The organism is Segatella copri (assembly GCF_009494395.1).
In the GTDB taxonomy this organism is placed as follows: domain Bacteria; phylum Bacteroidota; class Bacteroidia; order Bacteroidales; family Bacteroidaceae; genus Prevotella.
In genome coordinates, this window is sequence record NZ_VZCB01000101.1 from 136028 (window position 1) to 162048 (window position 26021).

The 26021-nt window shown below is 48.6% G+C and carries 20 protein-coding genes and 1 pseudogene; 6 read left to right on the forward strand and 15 right to left on the reverse strand.

Going from position 1 to position 26021, the window contains the following annotated elements; genetic code table 11:
- Positions 1-48 precede the first annotated feature (48 nt).
- The 3 genes from F7D73_RS15310 to F7D73_RS15320 all read right to left on the reverse strand — a co-directional run bounded on the left by F7D73_RS15310 (position 49) and on the right by F7D73_RS15320 (position 3896).
- Positions 49-1239 (reverse strand): MFS transporter, encoded by a 1191-nt coding sequence (locus F7D73_RS15310; protein ID WP_153126107.1) that lies wholly within the window; start codon positions 1237-1239, stop codon positions 49-51.
- A 45-nt stretch (positions 1240-1284) separates the two neighbouring features.
- Positions 1285-2058 carry an NAD(+) diphosphatase gene (nudC, locus tag F7D73_RS15315; RefSeq protein WP_153126109.1) on the reverse strand — a complete coding sequence of 258 codons (774 nt, stop codon included), beginning with the start codon at positions 2056-2058 and terminating at the stop codon, positions 1285-1287.
- A gap of 74 nt (positions 2059-2132) precedes the next feature.
- Positions 2133-3896 (reverse strand): bifunctional metallophosphatase/5'-nucleotidase, encoded by a 1764-nt coding sequence (locus F7D73_RS15320; RefSeq protein ID WP_153126112.1) that lies wholly within the window; start codon positions 3894-3896, stop codon positions 2133-2135.
- A 109-nt stretch (positions 3897-4005) separates the two neighbouring features.
- Here F7D73_RS15320 and F7D73_RS15325 point away from each other — a divergent pair, with 109 nt between their 5' ends.
- Positions 4006-4824, forward strand: a complete 819-nt coding sequence (locus F7D73_RS15325) for a J domain-containing protein (protein ID WP_153126114.1) — start codon at positions 4006-4008, stop codon at positions 4822-4824.
- Positions 4825-4948: 124 nt separating this feature from the next.
- Here the strand turns inward: F7D73_RS15325 and F7D73_RS15330 are convergent, their stop codons facing one another.
- The 6 genes from F7D73_RS15330 to F7D73_RS15355 all read right to left on the reverse strand — a co-directional run bounded on the left by F7D73_RS15330 (position 4949) and on the right by F7D73_RS15355 (position 11833).
- Positions 4949-6253 carry a double zinc ribbon domain-containing protein gene (locus F7D73_RS15330; protein ID WP_153126116.1) on the reverse strand — a complete coding sequence of 435 codons (1305 nt, stop codon included), beginning with the start codon at positions 6251-6253 and terminating at the stop codon, positions 4949-4951.
- Positions 6254-6391: 138 nt separating this feature from the next.
- On the reverse strand, positions 6392-7078 hold the full coding sequence (locus tag F7D73_RS15335) for a glycoside hydrolase family 25 protein (RefSeq protein WP_153126117.1): 687 nt from the start codon (positions 7076-7078) through the stop codon (positions 6392-6394).
- Positions 7079-7150: 72 nt separating this feature from the next.
- The gene (locus F7D73_RS15340; RefSeq protein ID WP_153126119.1) at positions 7151-7846 is read right to left on the reverse strand and encodes a hypothetical protein; all 696 of its coding nucleotides are present in this window, start codon (positions 7844-7846) and stop codon (positions 7151-7153) included.
- 30 nt (positions 7847-7876) lie between these two features.
- On the reverse strand, positions 7877-9187 hold the full coding sequence (locus tag F7D73_RS15345) for a Na+/H+ antiporter NhaC family protein (protein WP_153126121.1): 1311 nt from the start codon (positions 9185-9187) through the stop codon (positions 7877-7879).
- A gap of 15 nt (positions 9188-9202) precedes the next feature.
- Positions 9203-10699, reverse strand: a complete 1497-nt coding sequence (locus tag F7D73_RS15350) for a UxaA family hydrolase (protein ID WP_153126123.1) — start codon at positions 10697-10699, stop codon at positions 9203-9205.
- Between the two features lie 69 nt (positions 10700-10768).
- On the reverse strand, positions 10769-11833 hold the full coding sequence (locus tag F7D73_RS15355) for a LacI family DNA-binding transcriptional regulator (protein ID WP_153126125.1): 1065 nt from the start codon (positions 11831-11833) through the stop codon (positions 10769-10771).
- Between the two features lie 396 nt (positions 11834-12229).
- Between F7D73_RS15355 and F7D73_RS15360 the strand changes: the two genes are divergently transcribed.
- From F7D73_RS15360 to F7D73_RS15380, 5 genes are all read left to right on the forward strand, one after another.
- A complete protein-coding gene (locus tag F7D73_RS15360) occupies positions 12230-13252 on the forward strand; it encodes a sugar kinase (RefSeq protein WP_153126127.1) in 1023 nt (340 codons plus the stop codon).
- 93 nt (positions 13253-13345) lie between these two features.
- Positions 13346-14017, forward strand: a complete 672-nt coding sequence (locus F7D73_RS15365; RefSeq protein WP_006846600.1) for a bifunctional 4-hydroxy-2-oxoglutarate aldolase/2-dehydro-3-deoxy-phosphogluconate aldolase — start codon at positions 13346-13348, stop codon at positions 14015-14017.
- A 39-nt stretch (positions 14018-14056) separates the two neighbouring features.
- Positions 14057-17650 carry a DUF5112 domain-containing protein gene (locus F7D73_RS15370; RefSeq protein ID WP_437182330.1) on the forward strand — a complete coding sequence of 1198 codons (3594 nt, stop codon included), beginning with the start codon at positions 14057-14059 and terminating at the stop codon, positions 17648-17650.
- Positions 17651-17674: 24 nt separating this feature from the next.
- Positions 17675-18400, forward strand: coding sequence for a DUF5932 domain-containing protein (locus F7D73_RS15375; RefSeq protein ID WP_153126131.1), 726 nt, complete (start codon positions 17675-17677; stop codon positions 18398-18400).
- Positions 18401-18434: 34 nt separating this feature from the next.
- On the forward strand, positions 18435-19049 hold the full coding sequence (locus F7D73_RS15380; protein WP_153126133.1) for an ABC transporter substrate-binding protein: 615 nt from the start codon (positions 18435-18437) through the stop codon (positions 19047-19049).
- A gap of 264 nt (positions 19050-19313) precedes the next feature.
- Here F7D73_RS15380 and F7D73_RS15385 read toward each other — a convergent pair whose 3' ends face one another.
- From F7D73_RS15385 to F7D73_RS15410, 6 genes and pseudogenes are all read right to left on the reverse strand, one after another.
- Positions 19314-20444: a fimbrillin family protein gene (locus tag F7D73_RS15385; RefSeq protein WP_228117770.1), complete on the reverse strand. Its 1131-nt coding sequence runs from the start codon at positions 20442-20444 to the stop codon at positions 19314-19316.
- A 76-nt stretch (positions 20445-20520) separates the two neighbouring features.
- The gene (locus F7D73_RS15390) at positions 20521-21453 is read right to left on the reverse strand and encodes a DUF5119 domain-containing protein (RefSeq protein WP_153126135.1); all 933 of its coding nucleotides are present in this window, start codon (positions 21451-21453) and stop codon (positions 20521-20523) included.
- A pseudogene (locus tag F7D73_RS15395) lies at positions 21446-22060 on the reverse strand (DUF3575 domain-containing protein); the annotation flags it as partial. The gene F7D73_RS15390 and the pseudogene F7D73_RS15395, both read right to left, overlap by 8 nt.
- Positions 22061-22380: 320 nt before the next feature.
- Entirely contained in the window at positions 22381-24015 is a 1635-nt protein-coding gene (locus F7D73_RS15400) for an ABC-F family ATP-binding cassette domain-containing protein (protein ID WP_153126137.1), read from the reverse strand.
- A 47-nt stretch (positions 24016-24062) separates the two neighbouring features.
- Positions 24063-24824 (reverse strand): tRNA threonylcarbamoyladenosine dehydratase, encoded by a 762-nt coding sequence (locus tag F7D73_RS15405; protein ID WP_153126139.1) that lies wholly within the window; start codon positions 24822-24824, stop codon positions 24063-24065.
- A 521-nt stretch (positions 24825-25345) separates the two neighbouring features.
- Complete coding sequence (locus F7D73_RS15410; protein WP_153126141.1) at positions 25346-25945, reverse strand: phosphoribosyltransferase family protein; 600 nt, start codon at positions 25943-25945, stop codon at positions 25346-25348.
- Positions 25946-26021 lie beyond the last annotated feature (76 nt).

Here is a 26021-nt window from a genome sequence, read left to right on the forward strand (position 1 = left end):
TTTTTTGTTTCTTTTCCGTTTTCTCACGGAACATTTTTTCTGAAAATTCTATTCCACTCTTCTCCGTTTCTCGAAAAAGCTTTTAGAGGCGGCAAAGAACAGAACGACGGCTGCGGCATTTTCGATGGCTACCATCCAGAAGGTTCCGTTGTAGCTGAAATGCTCTGCCACAACACCACCGAGCAGACAGCCGATTCCGAATCCCAAATCCCAACCCGTAAGAATACTGCTGTTGGCTGTGCCTCGCTGGTCGTGGCGCGCCACATTGATAAACATATTCAGGAAGGCAGGATAGAGATGACCGTTGCCCAGACCGATGAGTGCTGCAGAGAGGTAATAGGCTACTGGATGCTTGATGGCGACGAAGATGATGAAGCCCACCAGCGAAATCAGCATTCCTTCGGCTGCATTCTGCGTTAACTTGCCTTTGCTCAGTGCCTTACGCCCCTGCAAACGGGAGAGGAACAAGCCCATCGAAAGAATGGCAAAATAGGTTCCCGTTCCGCCCGTAATGCCGAGTTCTTCCTTGCTGTAGATGGCAAGATAGTTGCTCAGAACGCCCCAGCAGAAGCCAAACATACAGATGTTGATGGCGAGCAGCCAGGCACGGGTCAGGAAGAATCGGTCCAGGGACAGCTTCTCCTTGTTCTTGACGATTTCCTTCTCCGGCAGATGAACCGTTCCGGCAATCACCACCGAAGCGATGGCTACGATGAAGGCAATCCAGAACAGTACCATGTAACTGCCCACCATATTATGGAGATAGATTCCGACAGACGGAGCTATTGCCATGGCGAAATTGTTGCTCAGTCCGTAGAGGCCAATGCCTTCGTTGCGGCGGCTGGCAGGCAGGACATCAATGGCGCAGGTACTGTTGGCAACGGTTACGGCGCCAAACGGTCCGCCATGCAGGGTTCGGCAGATGGCAAACATCAGGATGGTGCTGGCTGCAATGTATCCTGCAAAGAAGATGGCGAAGGCTGTCAGGCAAATCATCAATACTTTCTTTCGAGAGAACCCGTCTACCACATAGCCGCTGAAGGGGCGGACGATGAGGGCTGCCACAGTATATCCGCTCAGTACAATGCCGATTACATCCTTCGTTATCCCGAAGGTCTCACTCAGATAGAGCGGGAGCAACGGGGTGAGAAGATAGAAGGCGAAGTAGAGCAAGAAATTGGTCGTCATCACCTTCACATAGTTAGCATTCCAAAGTTTCTCTTTCATCTCTTGTTGCATTCTTGTTTCTTGTTCAGAACAAAAGTTTCTTGTTGCGTTCAACTATTAAATCTTGCCCTCCAGCCAGGCGTCAATCAGGCGGCGGGCAATGGATAATTTCTCAGGAAGGATAGGGAGGTTGTCCTTGCTAAACCACTTGCCGCGAGAGAGTTCCTCTTTCTGCAGGTGGATTTCTCCATCCACATATTCTGCCGTATAGCCCACCATCAGTCCACTTGGATAAGGCCATGGCTGGGAACTGAAATACTTCACGTTCCTGATGGTAAGTCCGGTCTCTTCCATCACCTCGCGATGCACGGCTTCTTCCAGGCTTTCGCCCGTCTCTACGAATCCGGCTACGAGAGAATCGAAGTTGCCCTTGAAGTTGCGGGCATGAACGAGAAGAACCTGATCGCCTTTCTTGATGAGCACGATGATGGCGGTGGCGAGAGATGGCCAGACCTGCTTGCCGCACTGGGTGCATTTCTTGCTGATGTCGGTTGCCATCTGCATCGGAGCGCCGCAGACACCGCAGAAATGGGTGTTCATGTCCCAGTAGTTCAGTTCCTGGCACTTGCCAGCCTTCTGATAAAGCTCAGGTGTGAGCTTATAGAAACTGGGGCGCAGACCGCACATCTCGAACTTCGGATGGTCTGTGACGGGTTCCGGAATGGTGAAGGTTTTCACCTCCGTTCCGTCCTCCATCGGAGTGATGTTGAGGATGTGGGTCCAGGGCTTTGTCTCTATCGGACATTCCTCACTACATGGAATCGTATAGGTTCCGTCGTCTCTCTTCTCCAGCAAGAGGTCACTCTTGCAAAATATAAACCAATACTTCATTACTTCTTTATTTTGAACTTTGAGCTTTGAACTTTATGATATGCTTTCCTGGGAGCGTTTCAGGTTGGGGCTTTCTATTGCTTCTTGCCGAACAGCAATTCATAGTCGCGCTGGGCAGCAGGCTTGGCCCATGCTTCCGGTACGAACTTCCAGTTGTTGTTGGCTTTAGCCTCGATAGTGCCCATCTTTTCGATAGCTTCCATCAGGTAGTAGCGCTGGTCGCGCTTGCTGCGATAGATGATTCGACTGTCCAGACTGTCCTTTGGAATTCCGGCGCCACGAGTGAGAAGCTCTCCGCCACCATTGCCACGATAGCTATTTACGGCTACATTGTACCATTTCTTCTCATCGAAAGGCTGACCGTTGCTCATGCGCAGAATCTTCACCTTCTCTCCGTCCGGCTTCGTAACATCCACCTCATAGTCGATTCCGGCAGCACTGTCAAAGTTGAAGGAGAGATTCTTGAAGCCCAGGCGCTGCTGATCGCCCTTGGTCTGGGTGTCGAGCAGAAGCAGATGATCGTCAGGACTCTTCATGGTGTTCACCCAAAGGTCATAACTCATCTCCAGATGCTTGCGAATCTCTTCACCGGTGAGGCGCATCACGTAGAGCTGATTCTCATATTTATAGAGGTTGAACATATCGCTCACGTAGACAGGACCAGCGTTGATGGTGGAATTGAATTGGAGCGGAGCGTTGAAGGCAATGTCAGCCTTGGTGATTTCGAGCTGCAGGTTGAGGATGAAATCATTGAAGGCGCAGCTTCCGAAGAACGATTCACGGCTGTGGATGGTGTTCTTGAAAGTACCAATCTGCTTGCCCACATATTGGTTGATTTCTGCAATCTGAGGCTCGAAAGTCTTCATGAATTCCTCGTCAATAGGACATTTTGTCACATCGGCAAGGTTTCCTACCACTTTCTTGTCAGTCACTACATATTGCTTCTTACCGTTCACCTTCTTCTTGTTGAGGGTCAGAGTAATCTCTGCATCAGCTACGGAGAGGGCGTTATTGGCAGGGTCGAGACAAATAACAGGCTTGCCTTCCACATTGGTAACAGTCTCGTTGCATCGGGTGTGGTCATGGCCAAAGAGTACTATGTCGAAACCTGGCACTTCCTTTGCAACTCTGAGCGAAGCATCCTCTTCATATTCAGGGGTAACGATTCCACCGTCCTTACCACTATGGAAGACGCCGATTACCACGTCCGGCTTCTCGTTCTCCTGGATGTGCTTCATCCATTTCCGGGCACTGGTCACCATGTTCTCGAAATGGAGACCGCTCCAGAGATTCTCTGTCAGCCAGTTAGGAATGGCTGGAGTCAGCAAGCCGAGCACGGCAACCTTCACACCCTCGCGGTTCAGGATGATGTAAGGCTTGACGTAAGGCTCGCCAGTCTTGGTGTCGATAATGTTGGCTCCCAAAACAGGGCAGTTCAACTCCTTGATCCATTTGTCGTAAACAGGATGACCGGTCTCAACATCATGGTTACCGAAAGCCTGCGCATCATACTTCATATAGTTGACCACATCCGAAGCCACGTTGCGAGCCTGGGTGTTCACATAATTATAATAGTAGCAGGTGGGCTGTCCCTGCAGAATGTCGCCATTCTCCAGGAGGATAACATTGTCCTTATACGTCTTTCGAAGGTCGTTGACGTAGGAAGAAACTCTAGCCAGAGTACCAGCCTTTGGCTTCCGGTTGATGAAATCGTAAGGGAAGAAGGAACCGTGGACGTCACTCGTTTCGATTACTCTCAGTTTTACGGTACGTTGCTGTGCCATAGCGGGTGAATTGATGGTAAGCGCCAGCAAGAGCGCTGCAAATACTTGTTTCATATTACTAAAAAGTTATTATTACTCTGCAAAAGTACAAAAAAGTTAGCAATTACGGCATACTTTTTGTTGGATAATTCAAAAAATAATTAAAAATAGGAGGTATAAGAATATGGCATTCGTAGATTATTACAAAATTCTTGGTGTTGACAAGAACATTCCTCAGAAGGATGTTCGAGCAGCCTATCGTAAGAGAGCTAAGCAGTTTCATCCTGACTTGCACCCTAACGACCCGAAGGCTAAGGCTAAGTTCCAGGCTTTGAACGAGGCGTATGAGGTGTTGTCAGATCCAGATAAACGTGCCAAATACGATCAGTTTGGCGAGAACTGGAAGAACGCCGGTGGCTTCGGTGGTGGTGGATTTGGTGGCGGCAGTGCCGGTGGCGCTGGCGGCAATCCGTTTGAGGGCTTCGACTTCAGCAGTTTCGGAAGTGGCGGAGGTGGATTCTCCAGCTTCTTCGAAAATCTCTTTGGCGGCGGCCGTTCCCGCAGCAGCCAGGGCGGTGCTGGTTTCGGCGGCTTCGGAGGCGGAGCTGGAACAGGCGGCTTTGGTGGCTTTGGCGGTTTCGGTGGAGCCAATGCCGGTTATGGCGCAGGTGCTGACTTCGGTACTGGCGGTTGCAACGGCGGCTGCGGCAGTCAGCAAGGTGCGCGAACCAACAATGGCGAAATGAACATGAACGTGAACATCGACATGTATACTGCCATGTTGGGTGGTGAAGGAATCATCACGCTGAGTAACGGTTCGAAGATTAAGTTGAAGATCAAGCCTGAGACTCAGAACGGAACGAAGGTTCGTGTTCGTGGCAAGGGTTACGACCGTGGCGATGGAACCTTCGGTGATCTGATGATTACCTATAATGTGAAGTTGCCAACCGGCTTGAATGACAGACAGAAAGAGTTGCTTCGCCAGATGAAGAACGCAAAGTAGAGGTCAGATGCAATAAACAAAATCGCCCTGTAAGGACAAAAGCTTTAAAATAAGTCATTGAAACTTGAATGCTTTTGTTCTTACAGGGCTTTTTATTTTCCCATTTTTTATTTTCCCATATTTTTTATTGAGCAGGAGTTACCTTCGACATATTGAATGATGAAATCTTCAGGTCAGGAGAAACGGTGCTCGAAATCTTGAACAACTGTTCGTGCTTGGAACCGTCAGTCTTGTCAACCACCTGCTTGGCGGTGAACACTACCTGATATTCATATTCGCTATCGCCAATCTCACGTTTCTTGATCTGATAATCATTGTTGATGTGCCAGTTCATGTTGGCAACATCCTCCTTATAGAGCTTGTCCATAAAGGTAACGACATCCGATTTCGGTGCAGAATTCTTGCCTAGCAGTGAAGAGAGAATGTCTTCGCAGTTGGCGAGCAACCCATCACCATCATGAGCGTTGATGCTCTGGAAGAACTGGCGATAGAGACTAGAGATAAATTCTTTCTCTTCCGGCTGCAGGTCACGCCCCTTCACTTTCTTCAGGGCATTCTCAGCCTCTTCGATGTGCGAACCGTCTCTGTGGTCATCCAGGTAGGTCTGATAAGCATCAGCCGTATCCGCATTCTTAGCCACATTCCAGTCGATGGAATCAATCTTGTTGATGGCTTCCTGCTTATGAATGCTGTTCGGATATTTCTCCAGATAAGCCTGCAGCGCATCTTTCGAACCGCTTACCACGGCATTGGTCCAGTCCTGATCCGTCTGTTTCAAACGGTCAAGATGGGCAGTAATCGAATCGCGGTGGGCTTCGTCTGCGTCCTTGTAGGTGTCCAGATAACTCTGCAGAACCATCGGGTCAGTACTCTGCATGGCGTATTCGTAAGCTTCCATCTCCTTGTTCTTGTTGGCATTGTCATAGAAGTAATACAGGATTCCTAAGACGAGAACAGAGAAGATGAGCGAGATGATCAGAATGCTTCTGGTTCCCTTCTTCTTTTCTGGTTCCTTGTTTTCCGGATTCTGCTCGCCTCCGTTTCCGTTGGCAGCCGTTGGGCGTACTGGTGGAGGTGGAGGAGTTGCAGGCATTCCTGGATTTGCCGGTCTTGCAGACATTTCTGTAGTAGCCGGTCTTGCAGGCTGCTGCATGGTTTGTCTTGCTGGCTGCAGAACTGGAGCAACCGGTTCCACTGGCTGTGCAGGCTGTCCCGGTGCAGAAGGAGCAGGAGAGATTCCGCCTCTGCCACCTACCAATGTCGGATTGGGAGTCTGGCAGTTAGGACACATTTCAAGATAATTGAAATATACCTCTCCGCAGTTAGGGCATTTGGTGATTTTGCCCGCAATCTCTACACCGCAGCTTGGACATGTTGGTGCTTTATCGCTAATTTGGCGTCCACATTCAGGACATTTTATAATTGCCATAGTTTTATTTAAAGTTTATTGATTTACATATTTTAATTTCCAGACATCATTGATTTTCTAACCTCAAGCCCTCACTTTTACCCCCTGAAGCTAATCATAAAGTTCAAAACTCCAAGTTCAAAGTAACGAAGTTCAAAGTCATCGATGTCTGAATCTGATTTCTCTCAGTCTATGCCTTCCCATGAAGCGGCTTTTGTCAACATAACCATTGATTCCGTTCAGTCTACCTTTACCTGTATACTGCCACATCTCGAAGTCTCTGCCGTCTGCCAATACGGGTTCCCGCTTGGAGTATTGGGCAATCATGAGCTTGTAGCTGTCCAGCTTGCCCAGCAGATAATGGTCGTAGAAGTTGGCTCCAGTATAGATGAGCGGCTTCTGTCTGTAGGCTTTTTCAACCAGATGCAGGAACTTGAACAGCGAGTCGCAGAACTCTTCAGTTTTCAGTCCGCTCTTGGTCTCCACGTCTATCATCGGCAGTAGGTCCTGATCCCCAGGTCGGCATTGTGCCATGAAATTCTCCAGCTGCGTCTGCTGCGGAATCCTGGCGCGGTAGAAGTGATAGGATCCTACCTTGAGTCCGTACCGGTGAGCCAGGTCAATGTTCTTCTTATACTTGGCGTCTACGTTGGTTCCGCCTTCAGTAGCTTTCAGATAGACATAAGCCATCTTGGAATTATCACCTACAGTTTCCCAAAAGACATTCCCTTGGTAATGGCTGAGGTCAATACCATGCACATGACTGCAGGTATCTTCACATTGCACTTGAGCATGAAGCCCAAGGGTAAATATAATGGTAATTATTGTTATGATACTTCTTTTCATAACTGCAAAGATACGAAAAACGTCTGATATATGCATCAGACGTGTTCGTTTTTTATATAAATTTATATTTCACTATTCTTCGATTTCCGAAAGTGAACGGAAAAAGTTGTTCATGAAATTGCTCATAGTCTCTATCGGAGCATACTGCAGGAAGCGCATGCTTCGGCGCAGATTCTTGCGCATGGTACCTCCGGTAGTATGTACGAAGCCGGCATTGTTCTGTTCAAACTGGATGTCCTGATGCTCCGTAATGTTGTAATAGAGCGAGCGCAGCGTATGCTTGTAGGCGCCTGGCTCTACTTGGCGAACAAACGGGATTTCGTCCTGTTCAAAGTCAAAGAAGGTGATGAGCACGCTTCCTTCCAGCTGTGCGATGCGCTGGATGCGAAGTCTGGTAAGCCATTTCTCCAGTTTCACGAAGTCTACCTTGTCGCCTTTCGTGCGCAGGTAGTTGCCCAGCTGGATAATGCCCTTCAGATTGATTCCGTTTTTCAGGATGCTGTTCACATTGCCCACGATGATGCGCAGCAGGTAGACGGTTTCTATTGAAGTATCAATAGCATGGCGTTCGTCATCTTGTATCTTAGTAAGACGGCGATTCAGAAAACTGTTGTTCATGCGAACTTCTCCCTCTGGAATGTCGCTGAGGTTCTTCATCATCTGGGCAATCTTCTGCATCTTGAAGGTTGTCATTGGTTCCAGTTCTTCATCGGTTCCGAAATTCTCGGAACGCAGCTTGATGAAAAGGTTTCTCTGTAAAAAGTTCATATCGCCTGATTTTTAAATGATATTTTCTGTTTAATTATATCGCTTCGGATAGCGGAAGATGATTGCGAGGAAGGCGGCAATACCGATGGCTACCGGATAGTAGAGATAGGGCAGAATGTCCATCGGACTGATTCCTGCCAGACCGGCTGCCAGAAGTATCTGAACTCCGTAAGGAATCATTCCCTGCACCATACACGAGAAGGTGTCGAGGATGCTGGCTGCCTTGCGGTTGTCTACGCCAAACTTATCACCTATCTTCTTTGCGATATTTCCTACAGTCAGGATTGCCACAGTGTTGTTGGCTGTACAGATATTCACCAGCGATACGAGCGCAGCAATGGAGAGTTCGGCTCCACGCTTGCCGTGAACACGGGCGGTAATCTTGTCGATGATATAGTTGATTCCTCCGTTTTCCCGGATGATTTCCAGCATTCCGCCTGCCATCATGGCGATAATCACCAGCTCGCCCATGCCCGTGATTCCATTGCCCATTGCCGAGAACCAGCCAAACAGGTCGTAGGAGAGGGGAGAACCGAGATAGTAGCTTGCCACGCCGATGACGCCACAGAGTATCGTGCCCATTGCCAGAACAGCCATCACGTTCATGCCGGCTATGGCGCAGACGAGTACTAATATATAAGGTAATACCTTGACGTATTCCACGTCTGCAATGTCGGTTGGAGCCTGAAGACCGATTCCCATCACGGCATAGACGCCGAGGATGATGAGGGCTGCAGGACCCACGATGAGCGAATTAACCCTGAACTTATCGCTCATCCGGCAACCTTGCGTCTGGGTTGCCACCACCGTCGTATCAGAGATGAACGAAAGGTTGTCGCCAAAATAGGCGCCACCCACGATGATGGCGGTCATCATACCCACATTGCCGTGCATGGAACTAGCCAGTCCGGCTGCAATAGGAACCAGCGCCACCACCGTTCCTACACTGGTACCGATGGAGACGGAGATGAAGCAAGCCGCCAGGAAGAGTCCTGGAAGAATCATGCTGGCAGGCAGAACGCTCAGCGCCAGGTTCACGGTGGCGTCTACAGCCCCCATAGCCTTTGCCGATGCTGCGAACGCACCTGCCAGTACGTATATCCACAACATGAGCATCAGGTTGTTGGCGCCAGCACCCTTACTGTAGGTATCTACTCGCTTCTTGATGGGCATTCCACCCGAAATCGCCACGGCATAGATACTGGATATCATGAATGCCACGGTGAGCGACAAGTTGGTGTCCTTGTGAGTCGCATCCGTAGAATAGACGGTGAACACTGCGATGAGGACAATCAGCAGAAATAACGGCGATAGCGCCAGCAAACCTTTTTTATTACTCATGTTTTATATTTTATGTTACAATGTTACTCCATTCTTGAAAATGGAGATTTCGCTGTAGCCGTTCTTCTCATTGCGGGCTTCCTCGCCATTGGCTACGGCGATAATCTTATCGATAAACTTGCGTACAAGATCCTTCATCTCAGTACCCTCTACCAGTTCACCGGCATTGAAGTCAATCCAGTTTGGCTTGTTCTTTGCCAGATTGCTGTTGGTAGAAATCTTCATGGTTGGTACGAAGGTGCCGAATGGCGTTCCACGACCGGTGGTGAAGAGTACGAGCTGGCAACCTGCAGAAGCCAGTGCTGTGGCTGCTACGAGGTCATTGCCTGGAGCTGAAAGGAGGTTGAGACCGGTAGTCTCCAGACGATCACCATACTGCAATACGCCGCTGACCGGAGCACGGCCGCACTTCTGTGTACAGCCCAGCGCCTTGTCTTCGAGGGTAGAGATTCCACCAGCCTTATTGCCTGGAGAAGGATTCTCGCCAACTGGCTCACCGTGGCTGAGGAAGTACTCCTTGAAGTCGTTGATGAGGTGAACAGTCTTGTCGAAGAGTTCCTTGTTTTCACAACGGTTCATCAGGATGGTCTCTGCACCAAACATCTCAGGCACCTCGGTGAGGATAGATGTTCCGCCCTGAGCAACCAGCCAGTCAGAGAATTCACCTACCAATGGATTGGCTGTGATTCCGCTGAAGCCGTCAGAACCGCCACACTTCAAACCTACGCGGAGCTTGCTTACCGGCACGTCCTCGCGCTTGTCTTCCTTAGCCTTCTGATAGAGGTCACGGAGCAGCTTCATGCCTTCCTCCAGCTCATCGCCTTCAACCTTCTGTGTTACAAGAAGTTTGATGCGGTCCTTATCGTAGTCGCCAAGCATCTCCATGAAAGCGTCAGCCTGATTGTTCTCACAGCCGAGAGAGAGTACGAGCACAGCGCCAGCATTTGGATGAAGGCAGATGTCTCGCAACACCTTACGGGTGTTCTCATGGTCGCCTGAAAGCTGAGAGCAGCCATAGTTATGGTGCCATGCGTGGATGGCGTCGATTCCCTCGCAGTTGGTCTCCTTCTTCAGGAGTTCAACAAGCTTCTCTGCGATTCCGTTCACGCAGCCCACAGTAGGAACCACCCAGATTTCGTTTCTTACACCTACTTCACCGTTCTTGCGAACGAATCCCTTGAAGGTGCGGTTCTCCTGTGCGATGTTCAACTGCTCGTCTACAGGGTTGTAGGTGTACTCCAGAGTTCCGGCGAGATTGGTCTTGAGATTATTCTCGTTCACCCATTCGCCCTGCTTCAGGTCCTTCTTGGCGTGGCCGATTGGATAACCGTACTTGATGATGTCCTTTCCTTCGGCAGCATCGTCGATGAGCACCTTATGTCCAGCAGGAGTATCCTGCAACAGGGTGATGGTCTTACCATCTACCTCAATCACTTCGCCCTTCTTCATTGGGCGCAAGCAAACCACTACCGAGTCGGCAGGGTTAATCTTGATAAAGCTTGATAGTTTCATTCTGTAGTTGTTTTATATATTTATAATATGTACAAATTCAAATACTTATTTCCTTCAATCAGAATCATTTTAGATTTGCGTTCTGCGATAGAAGTCTACGTTCTCCTTCATCAGCAGCTCGATAGGCATGTAGTTCACGGTGGTCACCTTCTTCTTCAGCACGATTGCCTGGAAGAGGGTGTCTACACAGTAGTAACCCTGCATGTAGGCGTGCTGTGCGATGAGGAACGAGATGCTTCCCTCGCGCAGACAGTGGGCATTCTTCTCCACCATGTCATAGCCCATGATCTGAACATCACGGCGGTTGGTTTTCAGGAGGAAGTCGCCCACGATATGTGCCTTCGATGTCATGGTGATGCAGTGATGCGTATCCGGATGCTCAGCAAAATATCTCTCCAGCATCTTCACGTATTCGTTTCGGGTTCCGTTGAGCGGCAGGTCGAGTACCTTGATTTCCACCTGTGGGAAGTGGTCGTGCATGTAGTGGCGGAAACCTACCTCTCGGTTGTCCTGCTGCTTGCTGACCACCTTTCCGTCCTTGGTCTGTCTCATCAGCATGATCTCCTTTTCGCCACTGGCAATCATCATCAGCATCTTGGCTGAGAAGAAGCCAGAGCAGAAAGAATCCTGACCGAAGAATGAGAGCGGACGCAGGTCGGGCATGTATGAGTCGAGGAGGATGAAGGGGATGCTTTTATGATGCAGCTGTTCGGTCAACTCCCGTGTTACGGCGAGCGAAGACGGAACCACGATGACGCCCTCAGGCTGTGCTTCCAGAATCTCTTTCGACATCTCACGGAACGAATCCTCATTGGAGCGCTCGTAAAATCTGATTTCTACGTCGATATGGAAATCGCGGCGCGTCTCTTCACACTTCTTTGCACCTTCCTCAATCTCTTCCCAGTAAGCTTCCGATTCGTGCTTAGGGATGAGCAGATAGAAGGTGTACGATTTGTTGTACGCCAATGCACTGGCGTACATGTTGGGTTGGTAATTCATCTCCTTCAGCGCCTTCTCCACCTTTTCACGGGCAGTCTTGGATACGTTGGGGCGCTCATGGAGAACTCGGTCAACCGTTCCGACGGATACGCCAGCTCTTTCAGCAATATCCTTGATCCTGATTTTTTCGGCCATTGTTTTAAGTATTTATTTTTGAGGAAAGCTTCGCGCGAACATTATTATATAGTAACATGTGCCGGCTGTGCATTTCCATCAATTGATTATTGAACCAAAGCATGTGTGTGCGACCACAGTTCATACTTTCGGGCACAAATATACAATAAAAAAATGAATTGTGCGAATACACAGCTGTTTTTTTGCACAAAAACCAAAAAAAAGTATTGAAAAAAGGAAAAATACGGGTAAAAACGAAAAAAAATCCCTTTTTATTTCGTTATTTGGGAAATTATGGTTATTTTTGCCAACGATATGAGACGGTGACTTAAAACATTGTCAAGATCATGTAATGATGAGTTCCTAGAATTGTCAATTACAAACAAACATAAAAACAATTAATTAAAACTATCAACAATGGCAAAAATTGTAACATTAGGTGAAATTATGCTTCGTTTGTCACCAGAAGGCAACGAGCGCTTCATTCAGAGTGATTCATTCCGCATCATCCCTGGCGGTGGTGAAGCTAACGTAGCTGTCAGCTTGGCTAACTATGGTCATGAGGCTTACTTCGTATCTAAGCTGCCAAAGCACGAGATTGGTCAGATTGCCCTGAATGCTCTCCGTCGCTATGGTGTAAACACTGATTTCATCGCTCGTGGTGGCGACCGTGTTGGTCTTTACTATGCTGAGACTGGTGCTTCTATGCGCCCATCAAAGGTTATCTACGACCGTGCTCACAGCGCTATCGCAGAGGCTGATGCTGCAGATTTCGATTTCGATAAGATTATGGAGGGTGCCCAGTGGTTCCACTGGAGCGGTATTACTCCTGCTATCAGCGACAAGGCTGCTGAGTTGACCAAGTTGGCTTGTGAGGCTGCTAAGCGTCATGGCGTAACTGTTTCTGTTGACCTCAACTTCCGCAAGAAGCTGTGGACTTCAGAGAAGGCTATCTCAGTGATGCGTCCTTTGATGAAGTACGTTGACGTTTGCATCGGTAATGAGGAAGATGCTCAGCTCTGCCTGGGCTTCAAGCCAGATGCTGACGTAGAAGGCGGCAAGACAGATGCTGAGGGTTACTACGGCATCTTCCAGGGTATGATGAAGGAGTTCGGATTCAAGTATGTTGTTTCTACTCTCCGTGAGTCTCTCTCTGCTACACACAACGGCTGGAAGGCTCTTATCTATGACGGTAAGGAGTTCTACCAGAGCAAGCACTATGATATCAACCCTATCATCGACCGCGTAGGTGGTGGTGACTCTTTCTCTGGTGGTCTGATCCACGGTCTTCTGACCAAGGAGACTCAGGCAGAGGCATTGGAGTTCGCAGTAGCTGCTTCTGCATTGAAGCACACTATCCCTGGCGACTTCAACCTCGTTTCTGCTGATGAGGTAGAGAGTCTTGCTGGCGGTAACGCTAATGGTCGCGTTCAGCGATAAATGAAGTGAAGAGGGAAGAGTGAAGAGTGAAGAATTCATTAGCTCTTCCTGATTAAACATAAAACAAGAAACAATTAAACATTATATAAGATAATGGCAAAGTTTAGCAAAATGCAGGTCATGGCAGCCATGAAAGAGACTGGTATGGTTCCTGTATTCTTCAATAAGGACGTTGAAATCTGCAAGAACGTAATCAAGGCTTGCTATGAGGGTGGCGTTCGCGTTTTCGAGTTTACTAACCGTGGTGACTTCGCTCACGAGATTTTCGGTGAGTTGGTAAAGTGGGCTGACAAGGCTTGCCCTGAGATGATCTTGGGTGCTGGTACAGTTGTTGATGCTGGTACAGCTTCTCTCTATCTCCAGTTGGGTGCCAACTTCATCGTAGGTCCTAACTTCAACCCTGACATTGCACCAGTCTGCAACCGTCGCCTGGTTCCATATTCACCAGGTTGTGGTTCTGTTACTGAAATCAACAATGCTCAGGCAGCAGGTTGCGATGTAACCAAGGTATTCCCTGCTGGTAACGTAGGTGGTCCTTCATTCGTAAAGAATGTGATGGCACCATTGCGTTGGAGCAACATCATGGTAACAGGTGCCGTGGAGCCAACAGAGGAGAATCTTACTCCTTGGATCAAGGCTGGCGTTCTCTGTGTAGGTATGGGCTCTAAGCTCTTCCCTAAGGAGACTGTTGCTGCTGGCGACTGGGCTGCTATCACAGCTAAGTGCCAGGAAGCTCTTGGCTATATTGCCAAGGCTCGCGCTTAATTTTGAAAATCGTTTTTAAATAAAAGTTGTTTGGTTTTTATGCTTATGCATAAAAAGAAATGTCATCTTTATAGCGTCGTCATCAACCTTGTGGTGGTGGCGGCGCTTTTCTTTTCAGCTTGTTCGCCTGCCCATCAGTATGAGGTGGATAAGTTGAACAGCCAATCCTATGCTCTTCACTATCGCAACCTCGACTCTACCAAAGTGCTGGCAAAGAGAGCCTTAGCTCTTTCCGACGATTATCCTACCGGTTATGCAGAGGCTTGCAACAACCTTGCCTTCGTGGCTATTGCCAAGATGGATTACAAGCTTGCCAAACAGTGGCTAAACCTGGTGGAAGAACGCAGCGACAACCAGATAGAACTCCTTATTGCCGACGTCCAGAATATGCGACTCTGTCAGCGGGAAGCCCGCAACAAGGATTTCTACGCCTATCGTGAGAAAGCGATGCGCCGACTGCGCCGAATAGGCGAGGAGACTGATAACCTTCCTCCCCGTGAATATCAGCGTGCGGTCTATGCCCAGTCAGAGTTTGCGGTTGTGGCTTCCACCTATTTCTATTATGTGCAGTTGGAGAAGCCGATGATGCAAGCCCTGAACCAGATAGACCCTGACGCCTTGGAGCAGGACACTGCCCAGTATCTGAACTATCTTTACAATTACGGTTCGGGTGGAGCGATTACCCACGGTACTCAGCACGAGATTCTGCAGGCAGAATTCGATATGCTCATCAGATGCTACATGCTGGCGAGCGGTCCTAATCCTTATCCTTACTGGCAGGCGAATGCCCTGCAAGCTATCAGCGAACATATCCAGGATGAAGACAACCGGGAGTTCCTCATCAGGAACAACCTGCCTGCCTTCCAGTATCTCAACATCGAGCAGATGCCAGCCAACCTGCTTGCCGGCAACTTTGCCCAGCGGGCGCTCAATCTCTTCAGCAGCTATGGCGATGTTTATCAGACGGCAGGAGCCCATCGTACCCTTGCCGAGTGCTATTGGCAAATCAGGGATTACCAGTCGTCGCTCGACTGTCTGAACCATGCGCTCTATGACAACAGGGCTATCTTCCAGGCGCCCGACCTCGTGGCTTCCATCCGCGAGCAGATGAGTCTGGCTTATTCCGCACTCGACGACAAGGTGAAGAGCGACTACAACCGCAACGCCTATCTCGACCTGCAGGAGTCTTCCCGACAGGATCGCCAGCTCGAAGCCCGTGCAGCCCAGCTCGACGATATCGCCACGATTCTCAATGTCATGATCATCGCCGTGATAGCCATGATTGTCATTGCCGTCATCCTGCTCTATGTCTTCGACTATATGAAGCGCAAGAAATCCAAGGAGGAATCCACGGAAGAACTGCTTAAACCTCTGCATGAACGAATGGAGCTTAATGCTCAGAAACATAAAGAATTCCTTGAGAAGTTTGAAGAGGAAACAGAACGCCGTATGGAATTGACGATGAGAGTATCTGCCAACAAGGAACGCAATGTGGAGCAGCGCACCAAAGTGGAGTTTGCCAACTCAAATCTTTCGTATATAAACCGTATGCTGAACGAGGTGACCCGACTCTGCAAGGGTGGTGAAACTGAGGAGGTGAGAAAACAGCGCTACCAGTATATATTGGAACTGGTAGATGTCATTGAAGATTATAACAGTACCCTGACACGCTGGATTCAGATGAAGCAGGGAATGCTGAATCTCCGCATTGAGAGTTTCTCCCTGCAGCAGCTCTTCGACATCGTGGAGAAAGGAAAGACGAGCTTCCAGATGAAGGGCATCAGCCTCGTGGTGAAGCCGACGGATGCTGTTCTGAAAGCCGACCGTGCCCTGACGCTCTTCATGATCAATACGATAGCCGACAACGCCAGGAAGTTTACTCCTGCCGGTGGCGAGGTGGTCGTCGAGGCTCAGGTCAAGGCAGAGGATAAGTATGTGGAGATTTCCATCACGGACAACGGAAAGGGTATGGACGAGGAACAGCTGGCTCATGTCTTCGACCGCGCCTATACCGGCGGACATGGTTTCGGACTGATCAACTGCAAGGGAATCATCGAGAAATACAAGAAGACGAGCCGCATGTTTGACAAGTGCGATATTTCTGTACAAAGCAAGGTGGGCAAGGGAAGCCGTTTTGCCTTCCGCCTTCCAGCGGGTCGTATGCTCCTGCTGTCGTTGCTGATAGCCCTGTTCTCATGTCTCCCTTCAGGCAGCGCCTGGGCGAAGATGCAGAAATCTCATAGCTTTCATCATCAGCACAAGCGTACAGCCGTTCAGAAGCCGTTCAATCTGCAGCGAGCCGACCAGTATGCCGACAGTGCCTATTTCAGCAATGTCAACGGTCATTACGAGCGCACGCTTGCCTTCGCCGATTCAGCAAGAGAGTATCTCAACCGCCATTATCTCTCGCTCCGTCCTAAGGGAACCTTCCTGATGGTAAAGTATCCCAAGTCGGGAGCCATAGCCGAACTGCAGTGGCTCAGAGACAGTCTGCCAACCGACTACAACGTGATTCTCGATATCCGCAACGAGAGTGCTGTGGCAGCCCTGGCGCTCCACCAGTGGGACCTGTATGCCAGCAACAACAAGGTCTACACCCAGCTCTTCAGGGAGATGAGCGCCGACAATACGCTCGATGAATACGTGCGCACGATGGAGGTTTCCAAGAACTCCAAGAATGTAGCGGTGGTTCTCCTGATACTCCTCCTGCTGCAGCTGCCGCTGGCTTACTATCTGCTGTATTATCGCCACATCCTGCGCTATCGCTTCGCCGTAGACAAGGTGAATACCATCAACCAGATTCTGCTCAGCAGCAGCTCTGACAAGGAAAAGCTGCAGCGAATCAGCGAGATATGGGATGAGAAAACCAGCCGTAGAGCCAACAGCGAACAGCTCAACGAGGTGGTGGTGCGCATCGAGAAAGCGCTGAACGACGGCATTGCAGATGTCCGGAAAGACTACAGCAGACTGGAACTGCTGGAAGACGAAATCCATCGAACGGAATACGAGGGCGACAAGCTGTATGTTGCCAATCAGGTGCTCAACAACTGTCTCTCTGCCCTGAAACACGAAACGATGTATTATCCGTCGCGCATCCGACAGCTCATCGAAACCAATCCCGATGATGTGGAATCGCTGCGCGAGCTGATAGAGTATTACAAATCGGTATATACCATGCTGAGTACGCAGGCGATGGAGCAGGCGAAGGGTATGGTAAGGCTGGATTACCACCTGCTGGAGCTTCTTTTCGAAATCCTGATAGCCAATACGAAGAAGTGCGGCATCAGAATCGAGACTACGGACGGAAATCCTTATGCCGAGGTGTATGTGAAGCAGTATGAATCGCCTTACGATTCCCGGCAGATTACCGATTTCTTTTCATCTACTACGGTAGATGTCAATTATCTCGTAGCGAGACAGATAGCCAGAGAGGTAGGTGATATTACCAACTTGCGCGGCTGCGGTCTCAGTTCCACTGCCGGATCTGACGGCAGTGCAATCATCACGGCTGTCCTGCCTGTAGCGGTCGTTAAGAGAATCGACTTCGAGGGCTTGAAGGAAAGATGGAAACATAAGGTTGAATTAGAAATAACAGAAGTTCAGCATGAGAACCCTCAAGCTGGAGTTGAATAGAAATAATAAAAATAGAATTGAGATATGGAGAATTTTAAAGTGATTATAGTAGAAGATGTGCCACTGGAGCTGAAAGGTACCGAGGGCATCTTCAAGACCGACATTCCTGAGGCAGAAATCATTGGAACTGCCGAAAACGAACCGGCTTACTGGCGACTTATCAAGGCGCAGAAGCCCGACCTCGTGCTGCTCGATCTGGGATTGGGCGGTTCTACCACCATTGGCGTGGAAATCTGCCGCAGCACCAAGCAGCAGTATCCCGACGTGAAGGTGCTCATCTTTACGGGCGAGATTCTCAACGAGAAGCTGTGGGTGGATGCGCTGGATGCCGGATGCGACGGAATCATCCTGAAGAGCGGCGAACTGCTCACCCGTGGTGATGTGGCGAGCTGCATGGGCGGCAAGAAGATGGTCTTCAACCAGCCTATCCTGAAGAAGATTATCGAGCGATTCAAGAAGAGCGTGAACAGCGAGCTGATGCGCCAGGAGGCTCTCATCAATTACGAGATTGATGAATACGACGAGCGTTTTCTGCGCCATCTTGCCCTGGGCTACACCAAGGAGCAGATTACCGGTCTGCGAGGAATGCCTTTCGGTGTGAAGAGTCTGGAGAAGCGCCAGAACGAGCTGGTACAGAAGCTGTTTCCTGACGGCAACAACGGCAATAGCGTGAATGCCACCCGACTGGTGGTAAGGGCCTGCGAACTGCGCATCCTGGATATTGATAATCTTGTGGCTGACGAGGAGTAGGTCATAGTGGAGATAATTCATGGGGAATAGGACTATGAGGAATAGAATATCGATTTATCGGAAGTTGACCCGTTTGGGGGCATGGCTGGCTAGCGGATTGCTGGTTGGCCAGTGCGTCCTGGTGCTGGTATCGTGGCTGCAGACGGCTGCGATGCCGGAAACCTTCCCGCGCACGTTGCTCAATGCCGAGGGCATCCGATGGTTCTTCGGACGCTTTACGGAGAATCTGATGCAGCCGATGCTGGTCTGGCTCCTGCTGCTCTGCATCTCGCTGGGGGCACTCTACAGGAGCGGTCTGCTTCATTTCAACGGCAGGGAATATCGCCAGCGGGTAGCCATGCGAGTGGTGTTTTTCGAGTTTCTGCTGTTCGTCTTCGTGATGGTTTGTCTCACGATGGTTCCCCATGCTATATTGCTGAACGTGATGGGTGGCATCTGGGGCAGTAGTTTTACGAAGAGTCTCCTTCCGTACATTTGTTTTGCGGTCATGGTGATGAGTCTCACCTTTGGTGTGGCGAGCAACCGCTTCCGTTCGCTCACGGAGGCTTATGAGGCGTCGTATTTCGGCATTCGGGTCTTTGCTCCGCTCTATCTCCTCTACGTTCTCTCCGTCCAGCTCTACAGTTCCCTGGTTTATCTTTATTTCTAAAAGGTCGGGGCTAATATCTCTGTGAAATATGAAAATATCTCTGAGAAATATGAAAATATCTCTGAGAGATAAAATAATATCTCCGTGGGATATGAAATCTCATGTGGTTCAAGAACGGGCTGAAGGCCCAAAAGCTCCTAGCCCAATGTGTAAAAAGGGTAGGGATATAAAAAAGCCCTGCAAGAGGTAGCTTGTTGCTTTTCTCTTGCAGGGGATTATTATCTATCATTGGGCTTACTTGTGAAGCTTTTGCCTAAATGATTGTTACTGCTGGATGTTAATATTGTTGCCTGTTGTAGTATTGCCAGCTACCCAATCTTCTGTAGATGCATCAAAATTAATTGGAGTTAAGATTGGCTTGCCTTGGTCATCATAACCACCACCAAATATCAAGGTGTAGACATAACGCTTGCCTGGGTCCCAAGTAGCACTAAATGGTACATAGAGAGTCTCAAAGCCGCCTTTGCCGAATAGATATACATCATTCTGCTTGATTTTACAATTGATTTCAAGATACGAATGCTTTGCATCGTCTGCTTGCTTCTTTGTTTCTGTAGAAGGTTTCCAAGCTGTTAAGGATTGTGGAACAAATAGCATTGGCTTGGTGATAATTTCTGTACTTGTACTTGTGACAGTTTTAGTTCCATCCATTCCTGCTGTTAAAGTAAACATCGGAGCAATATCAACTAAACTCCAATTTTCTTTTGTAGGATTTCCTTCTGGTATAGTGAATGTACCTCCCACATGGAAATTGTGAATTTTGATATTTTCAATCTCTACTTTCAATTTGTCATCATTAGTTTTTGCCTTAAACAAAACCTGAGACAAAATATGCTTGAAAGTCAGGTTTACCTTACCGTTAGCTTTTGTCTGTCCCTTGGCAACAGCATACATTACATCCACATTGGCAGGTAGAGGATTTGTAGCATCTTTATTATATTCATCGCTAGATGAGTATTTAATTATTCGTTTTTCATGGTTAAATATCCACCCAAAATACAAATCTTCTGAAAAGGTTGCAGGACTTACAGCATAAAAATCCAGCGAATAATTTGGCCAATAGCGAAGGTCTGAAGATTTTGCATATGTCCAGGCATGTGCATCATCGTCATACTTGATCTGAACACCATTATGAGCCATTTCATGATCATCAGTATCAATATTACCCATAAAAGCGTTACCGGCATTATCAAAGGCATAAACCTTGAAGTCCGTCGTTCTGATATTCGCAGCATTAATAATCGTTGCTCTAGATCCCATCTGGCTGCCAACGGTATGGAAGCCGATTGGGGTCTTTTCCTGAGCGGTATCAATGCTTGCGAGCTCGGTGTCCGAGCATCCTGACAGCGATGCCATTACGGCAAAGGCTGCAGTAAATAAATAAATTTTATTCATAAGATAATTAAATTTACTAAAACGTTAAATATATATTTGGTTTATTTTACCTGAAACTTTCTGAATTGCATATTTTCTAACACAGTATATCCGTGTTTACGTCTGCCCAGTCATCGGCTCCTACGTCAAATCCGGCATCGTCCTTGCTGCCTCCGGAATCCTCCGGAATGTCGAAATCAAAGTTCAATACCAGATGAACATTGCCTATATGGCCCTCTACGGGGAAGGAACGGACCTGCTGAGTTACGTCCTGCTCCAGAACATGCAACTTGCCCGTGCGACTCTTGATGTAGAGCTTGAACACATGGGGCTCGGTGCTCTTCTGGCGATAGCCGAAGGTGTAGAAGCCGCCCTTGATCTGACCGTCCTTTACCTCGCCGCCAAACAGCAGGCGCTCGGATGGAACTTCATCGGGCAACTCATCGTTTGCCAACAGCAGCGAACCCGACATTCCCGAAAGACTTGCCCTGATATCAGCCACTCTCTCAAGATGGCGGATGCCATGCACCTCGTAGGTGTATCGGCTCACCTTGTTCTCGGGATGAAGCGTGATGACCAGCTCATCTTCCTTGCCATTGTCCTTGACCGAAACCGTTTCCAGATGGTAGCCGCACATCCACGGAGGAGTGATGCAGGCTTGCTCGCCATCAGGCGTCTGGACGGAGCGGGTATAGGCGGTAAAATGCCAGAAACTGTCAGTATTCTTCCACAGGATGCCGTCGGCATCATAGTTGTAGCTCGCCACGGCATAGTCGTTGGCTGGCAACTCTATCGTCCGGCCTTCGCCATACGGGAAGTCGAATATCCAGGGATCACCTTTGCCTTGGAGAGGAAAGAAGATGACTCGCATTCCTTCCGGCTTATCGAAGTCTGCCAGCTGTTCCCATTTCAGCACCACTCTGAGGGAGCGGAACTTGACGGTTTCGGGGAATTTGAGTTCCTTATGCTCGCAGGAAGTCAGGATAAAGGAGAGCAGGAGGATGAAAAATGTAAGGATTCTTCTAATCATCACCACCTCCTTTCCTGTCTGTGGAATCCATCAGAAAAGAATTTTTCTTTCTGGATTTTCCCTGATTACGGTTCCCTTTGCCCAGAAGCCAGACGAGCGATATTTCAGCCTTTGTAGGGCCTATCCATTGCCGCTTCTTCGTGGCTTGCCATACGTATTCGCCGTCCTGTGGGAGATATTCGTGGTAGATTCCGCCCCAGTATCCGGCTCCGATGGTGAAATCGATGTTCCATCTTCGGGCGATAGGGAGGGAGTAGCCATATTCGGCTCCCACCACGTAGTTCATCTTGTCCCAGAGCGTGCCACCGGGCTTGCCGCCCATGTAGCCCCTTCCACCGGTTTCGAAATCGTAGGTAAAGATCTGACCGTACACCCCGACATGATGCCCGGTGAGGGCTTTCCTTCGGGCTGCCTTTCCCAGCCATTTGCGCAGGGCAACATCTCCACCGTAAGCTCGCCAATACCAATGGCTGTGGTCGTTGTTCCACCAACCATACATGGCGTTGGCGGCAACCGTCTATCTCTTGCCGAGGTCGAATTCCACTCCTACGTTGGGAATCAGCAATGCGTCGTATATCATATTCGTCCGTATGTCCATATAGAATGGTTTGTTCATTTTTACGGAGTCGTTCTCCTGTTTTATATTCTGTGCCGGCGCTCTGCTGCCATATATTAATAATGTGATGAGGAGTATATATTTGGTTATTCCATTCATCATGTTATCTAAGAATTGTATATTTTCTGCTATAATTATTCATTTACGGCTGCAAAGATACAAAGAGTTTGTAATAATACCAAATTGAAATAGTTAAAACTTTATAAAGAAAATGAGATTATTATTATTTGTCAAGAATGTTGCCTTTGGGGGAACAAAATAATAAGAAAAGGTGTATTGCAAAAAAAACGATTTGCAATACACCTTGAATATTATTTCTTCTCCAGCTCCTGAAGGCTTTCCATTTTCTTGGATTCCAGGAACTCGTAGATGCCGCAGAGATGCTCACGGACGCGGCCGTGGCCGAATTCGTAGACCTTGCAGACAAGACCATCAAGGAAATCACGGTCATGGCTCACCACGATGAGTGTACCGTCGAAATCCAGAAGCGCCTGCTTCAATACATCCTTCGTCTTCAGGTCGAGATGGTTGGTAGGCTCATCGAGAATCAGCAGATTCACCGGCTCCAGCAGCAGCTTGAGGATGGCAAGACGGGTGCGCTCGCCACCCGACAACACCTTCACCTTCTTGGTAGAATCCTCGCCACCAAACATGAAGGCACCGAGCAGATCACGAATCTTGTTGCGGATTTCGCCCTTTGCAACATCGTCGATGGTCTGGAATACCGTAAGCTCGCCATCGAGCAGAGAAGCCTGATTCTGAGCGAAATAGCCAATCTGGACATTATGTCCCAGCTCTAGTCTGCCTTCGTTCTGAAGCTGACCCATGATGCATTTCACGAGCGTAGACTTACCCTCTCCGTTTCTTCCCACGAAGGCAATCTTGTCGCCTCGCTCCACGGTGAGGTTCACGCCGCTGAAAATCTGCTTGCCGTCGAACGACATCGCTACATCGCTCATCTGCACCGGATAGTTGCCGCTGCGTGGACTAGGCGGGAACTTGAGACGCAGACGGCTGGTGTCCTCCTCATCCACCTCGATGAGTTCCAGTTTCTCCAGCATCTTCACGCGGCTCTGTACCTGGAAGGTCTTGGAATAGGTTCCCTTGAAGCGTTCGATGAAGTCCTTGGTCTCGGCAATCATCTTCTGCTGTTCCTCATATTTCTTCATCTGCTGCTCGCGGCGCTCCTTTCTGAGTTCCAGATACTGGCTGTAGGTAGCCTTGTAGTCGTAGATTCTGCCCATGGTCACCTCTATGGTTCTAGTCGTGATATCGTCAACGAATTTGCGGTCGTGACTGATGACAACCACCGCCTTCGAACTGTTGATGATGAAGTCTTCCAGCCATCCGATAGATTCGATGTCGAGGTGGTTGGTCGGCTCATCGAGGAGCAGTACGTCGGGCGATTTCAGGAGCAGCTTAGCCAGTTCTATACGCATGCGCCATCCACCGGAGAACTCGCTGGTAGGGCGGTTGAAGTCGGAGCGTTCGAAGCCCAGTCCGAGCAGCGTCTTCTCCACGTCTTCCTCGAAATGGGTCATATCGATGGCATAGAATTTTTCTGACAGAGAAGATACCTTTTCGATGAGCTGCATGTAGTCATCGCTGTCGTAGTCGGTACGTGTGGTGAGTTCGTTGTTGATGCGGTCGATTTCCGCCTGCATTTCGTGCAGATGGGCGAACGCCTGGCAAGTTTCCTCGAATACGGTGCGTCCGTCTTCGGTCATGAGATGCTGTGGCAGATAGGCGATGACGCAATCTTTCGGAGCCGAGACCGAGCCACGTGTGGCAGTTCTCACGCCTGCGATGATCTTGAGCAGGGTACTTTTTCCTGCGCCATTCTTTCCCATCAGGGCTATACGGTCCTTCTCATTGATCTGGAAGGAAATGTCTTTGAATAGGGTGGTGCCGCCAAATTCTACGGTCAATCCATCAACTGTAATCATATCTTTTTTCTTGTTCTAATGTTTATTTCTTCTGTTGATGCAAGCCATCAATCGATGATATGATTGATGACCATTCCTGCGATTGCCATGCCGAAAGTGGCGGTGATGTGGCAGAGCGAACCGTTGATCTGCGCCTTTGTTGAGCACCATTCGTGTTCCACGAGTCGCTGGTCGCCCCTGTTCTGCATCGGCTTTTCCTCGCTGAAAACGCATTGGAATTTGCGACGGGGGAACGTCTTGTTCTTCTTGAATTTCTTGCGCAGGGCCCTTGCCAGCGGATCGCCATCCACCTTCCAGAACTCAGCCTTCCTCACCATGAACGGGTCGCTGCGGAGGGCTGCACCCATCGAAGAAATGAAGGTGATTTCCTTCGGAAGGGAAGTGGCACGGAGAATCAGATCTGCCTTGTCCTTCAGCGAGTCGATGGCATCGATGATGAAGTCGTATTCCTCCATGTGGAATTCGTCGGCTGTTTCTGCCTGATATATTTTCTGATAGGCGGTGATGTTGGCATCAGGGTTGATATCCAGCAGGCGCTGGCGCAGTGCATCCACCTTCACCTCGCCGATGGTGCGGCTGGTTGCCATCAGCTGGCGGTTGCAGTTGGTCACGCAGACGCGGTCGCTGTCCACGATGGTGATGTTCCTCACGCCGCTTCTCAGCAGTCCCTCAGCGCACCATGACCCCACGCCTCCGATACCGAAGATGAGCACTCGTGCCGACTGTAATTTCTCAAGATTATCCTTTCCCAGGAGCAGTTCCGTCCGTCGCTGCATTCCCCGCTCCATTGCTGTTATTTTATTTCCCATTCAATTATCTTTTTATTATCTTTCAACCTTGCTTTGCGCAATTCCGGTGCAAAGATATAAAGATTTTCTGTATCTACCAAATTTTTGCATGTGATAAGGAGCGATTTTCAACAACTTACGATTTGAAACTTAGTTAAAGAAATCAAACTCTATGTTTTGTGGGGCGCATCTCTATGTTTTGCGGTATAGAAAACTATGTTTTGCCATATAAATCAGCATATTACAAAGTAATACCCGTTTTTCTGGAACGTATTCAGTATTCAGTTATTCAGTTTTTTTCGCTGTGGTTACCATTCTCTGTATAGATAGTATATTATATATATATATAAATATATATATATAATATAAAATAATTACTTACAATTTATAACTACAAAAAGGGTAACTATCGCGAAAAAAACTGAATAACTGAATACTGAATAACCTTTTAGGTACCATACGCCCTGGGTATCATGGCAGCATAAGGGGAAAATCCAATAGACAAGCAGCATCCCGGCATAAGGGATGCTGCTAATCTGTTTTTATTTTGCCTGATCATAACCATCAGAAATCTTTTTACCTAAAGCCAATGCGCCTATCACGGAAGCACCCATTGCCTTGAGCTTTTCTGCAAATCGGGAAATGGAACCACCTGTGGCTATCATGTCATCAAACAGCAAAACCTTCTTCCCTTTAAAGAAAGACTCGTCAATATGAAGCGTATCTGTTTCATCGCCATCTTCATCTTTCTCTGTCGTATAGCTAAAGGCATCGTAAGCATTCTGAAGTCCGGTCTGTGCGCAAACCTGTTCACTGAAGCTACGGAAGCGACGCTCTGTGTGCTTTTTCAATGAGGCAGGAATACAGACAAGCGTAATGGATGAACTTTCATTGCCCAAAACATCTTTAAGAAAGGATACAACCATATCAATAGCCTTTTTTAAAGCTTGCTGATGATCTATTTCTGTCGTCAACTCAGAGTTTCCTTTAAAATTGACTATAAGTTCACGCTTCTCCCATTCCTCTGGCGAAAGTTCAAAGGTACCAAAGGCACTGAAAGCCGCATAATCGACCAACCAACTGTAGTGAAGACCATCACTAAGACATGGCCATTGACTGATGTTTTCTGAAATAACTGCCATAGACAAGAATGATTTTTCTAATTACTAGTATATGTTCTATTGATAGCGACTGATAGCTACCTTCTGCAAAATTATA

Bases quoted from the DNA above. Each gene is read 5' to 3' on its own strand.
- F7D73_RS15310 (WP_153126107.1), bottom strand. From the start codon at position 1,239: ATGCAACAAGAGATGAAAGAGAAACTTTGGAATGCTAACTATGTGAAG.
- nudC (WP_153126109.1), bottom strand. From the start codon at position 2,058: ATGAAGTATTGGTTTATATTTTGCAAGAGTGACCTCTTGCTGGAGAAG.
- F7D73_RS15320 (WP_153126112.1), bottom strand. From the start codon at position 3,896: ATGAAACAAGTATTTGCAGCGCTCTTGCTGGCGCTTACCATCAATTCA.
- F7D73_RS15325 (WP_153126114.1), top strand. From the start codon at position 4,006: ATGGCATTCGTAGATTATTACAAAATTCTTGGTGTTGACAAGAACATT.
- F7D73_RS15330 (WP_153126116.1), bottom strand. From the start codon at position 6,253: ATGGCAATTATAAAATGTCCTGAATGTGGACGCCAAATTAGCGATAAA.
- F7D73_RS15335 (WP_153126117.1), bottom strand. From the start codon at position 7,078: ATGAAAAGAAGTATCATAACAATAATTACCATTATATTTACCCTTGGG.
- F7D73_RS15340 (WP_153126119.1), bottom strand. From the start codon at position 7,846: ATGAACTTTTTACAGAGAAACCTTTTCATCAAGCTGCGTTCCGAGAAT.
- F7D73_RS15345 (WP_153126121.1), bottom strand. From the start codon at position 9,187: ATGAGTAATAAAAAAGGTTTGCTGGCGCTATCGCCGTTATTTCTGCTG.
- F7D73_RS15350 (WP_153126123.1), bottom strand. From the start codon at position 10,699: ATGAAACTATCAAGCTTTATCAAGATTAACCCTGCCGACTCGGTAGTG.
- F7D73_RS15355 (WP_153126125.1), bottom strand. From the start codon at position 11,833: ATGGCCGAAAAAATCAGGATCAAGGATATTGCTGAAAGAGCTGGCGTA.
- F7D73_RS15360 (WP_153126127.1), top strand. From the start codon at position 12,230: ATGGCAAAAATTGTAACATTAGGTGAAATTATGCTTCGTTTGTCACCA.
- F7D73_RS15365 (WP_006846600.1), top strand. From the start codon at position 13,346: ATGGCAAAGTTTAGCAAAATGCAGGTCATGGCAGCCATGAAAGAGACT.
- F7D73_RS15370 (WP_437182330.1), top strand. From the start codon at position 14,057: ATGCTTATGCATAAAAAGAAATGTCATCTTTATAGCGTCGTCATCAAC.
- F7D73_RS15375 (WP_153126131.1), top strand. From the start codon at position 17,675: ATGGAGAATTTTAAAGTGATTATAGTAGAAGATGTGCCACTGGAGCTG.
- F7D73_RS15380 (WP_153126133.1), top strand. From the start codon at position 18,435: ATGAGGAATAGAATATCGATTTATCGGAAGTTGACCCGTTTGGGGGCA.
- F7D73_RS15385 (WP_228117770.1), bottom strand. From the start codon at position 20,444: ATGAATAAAATTTATTTATTTACTGCAGCCTTTGCCGTAATGGCATCG.
- F7D73_RS15390 (WP_153126135.1), bottom strand. From the start codon at position 21,453: ATGATTAGAAGAATCCTTACATTTTTCATCCTCCTGCTCTCCTTTATC.
- F7D73_RS15400 (WP_153126137.1), bottom strand. From the start codon at position 24,015: ATGATTACAGTTGATGGATTGACCGTAGAATTTGGCGGCACCACCCTA.
- F7D73_RS15405 (WP_153126139.1), bottom strand. From the start codon at position 24,824: ATGGGAAATAAAATAACAGCAATGGAGCGGGGAATGCAGCGACGGACG.
- F7D73_RS15410 (WP_153126141.1), bottom strand. From the start codon at position 25,945: ATGGCAGTTATTTCAGAAAACATCAGTCAATGGCCATGTCTTAGTGAT.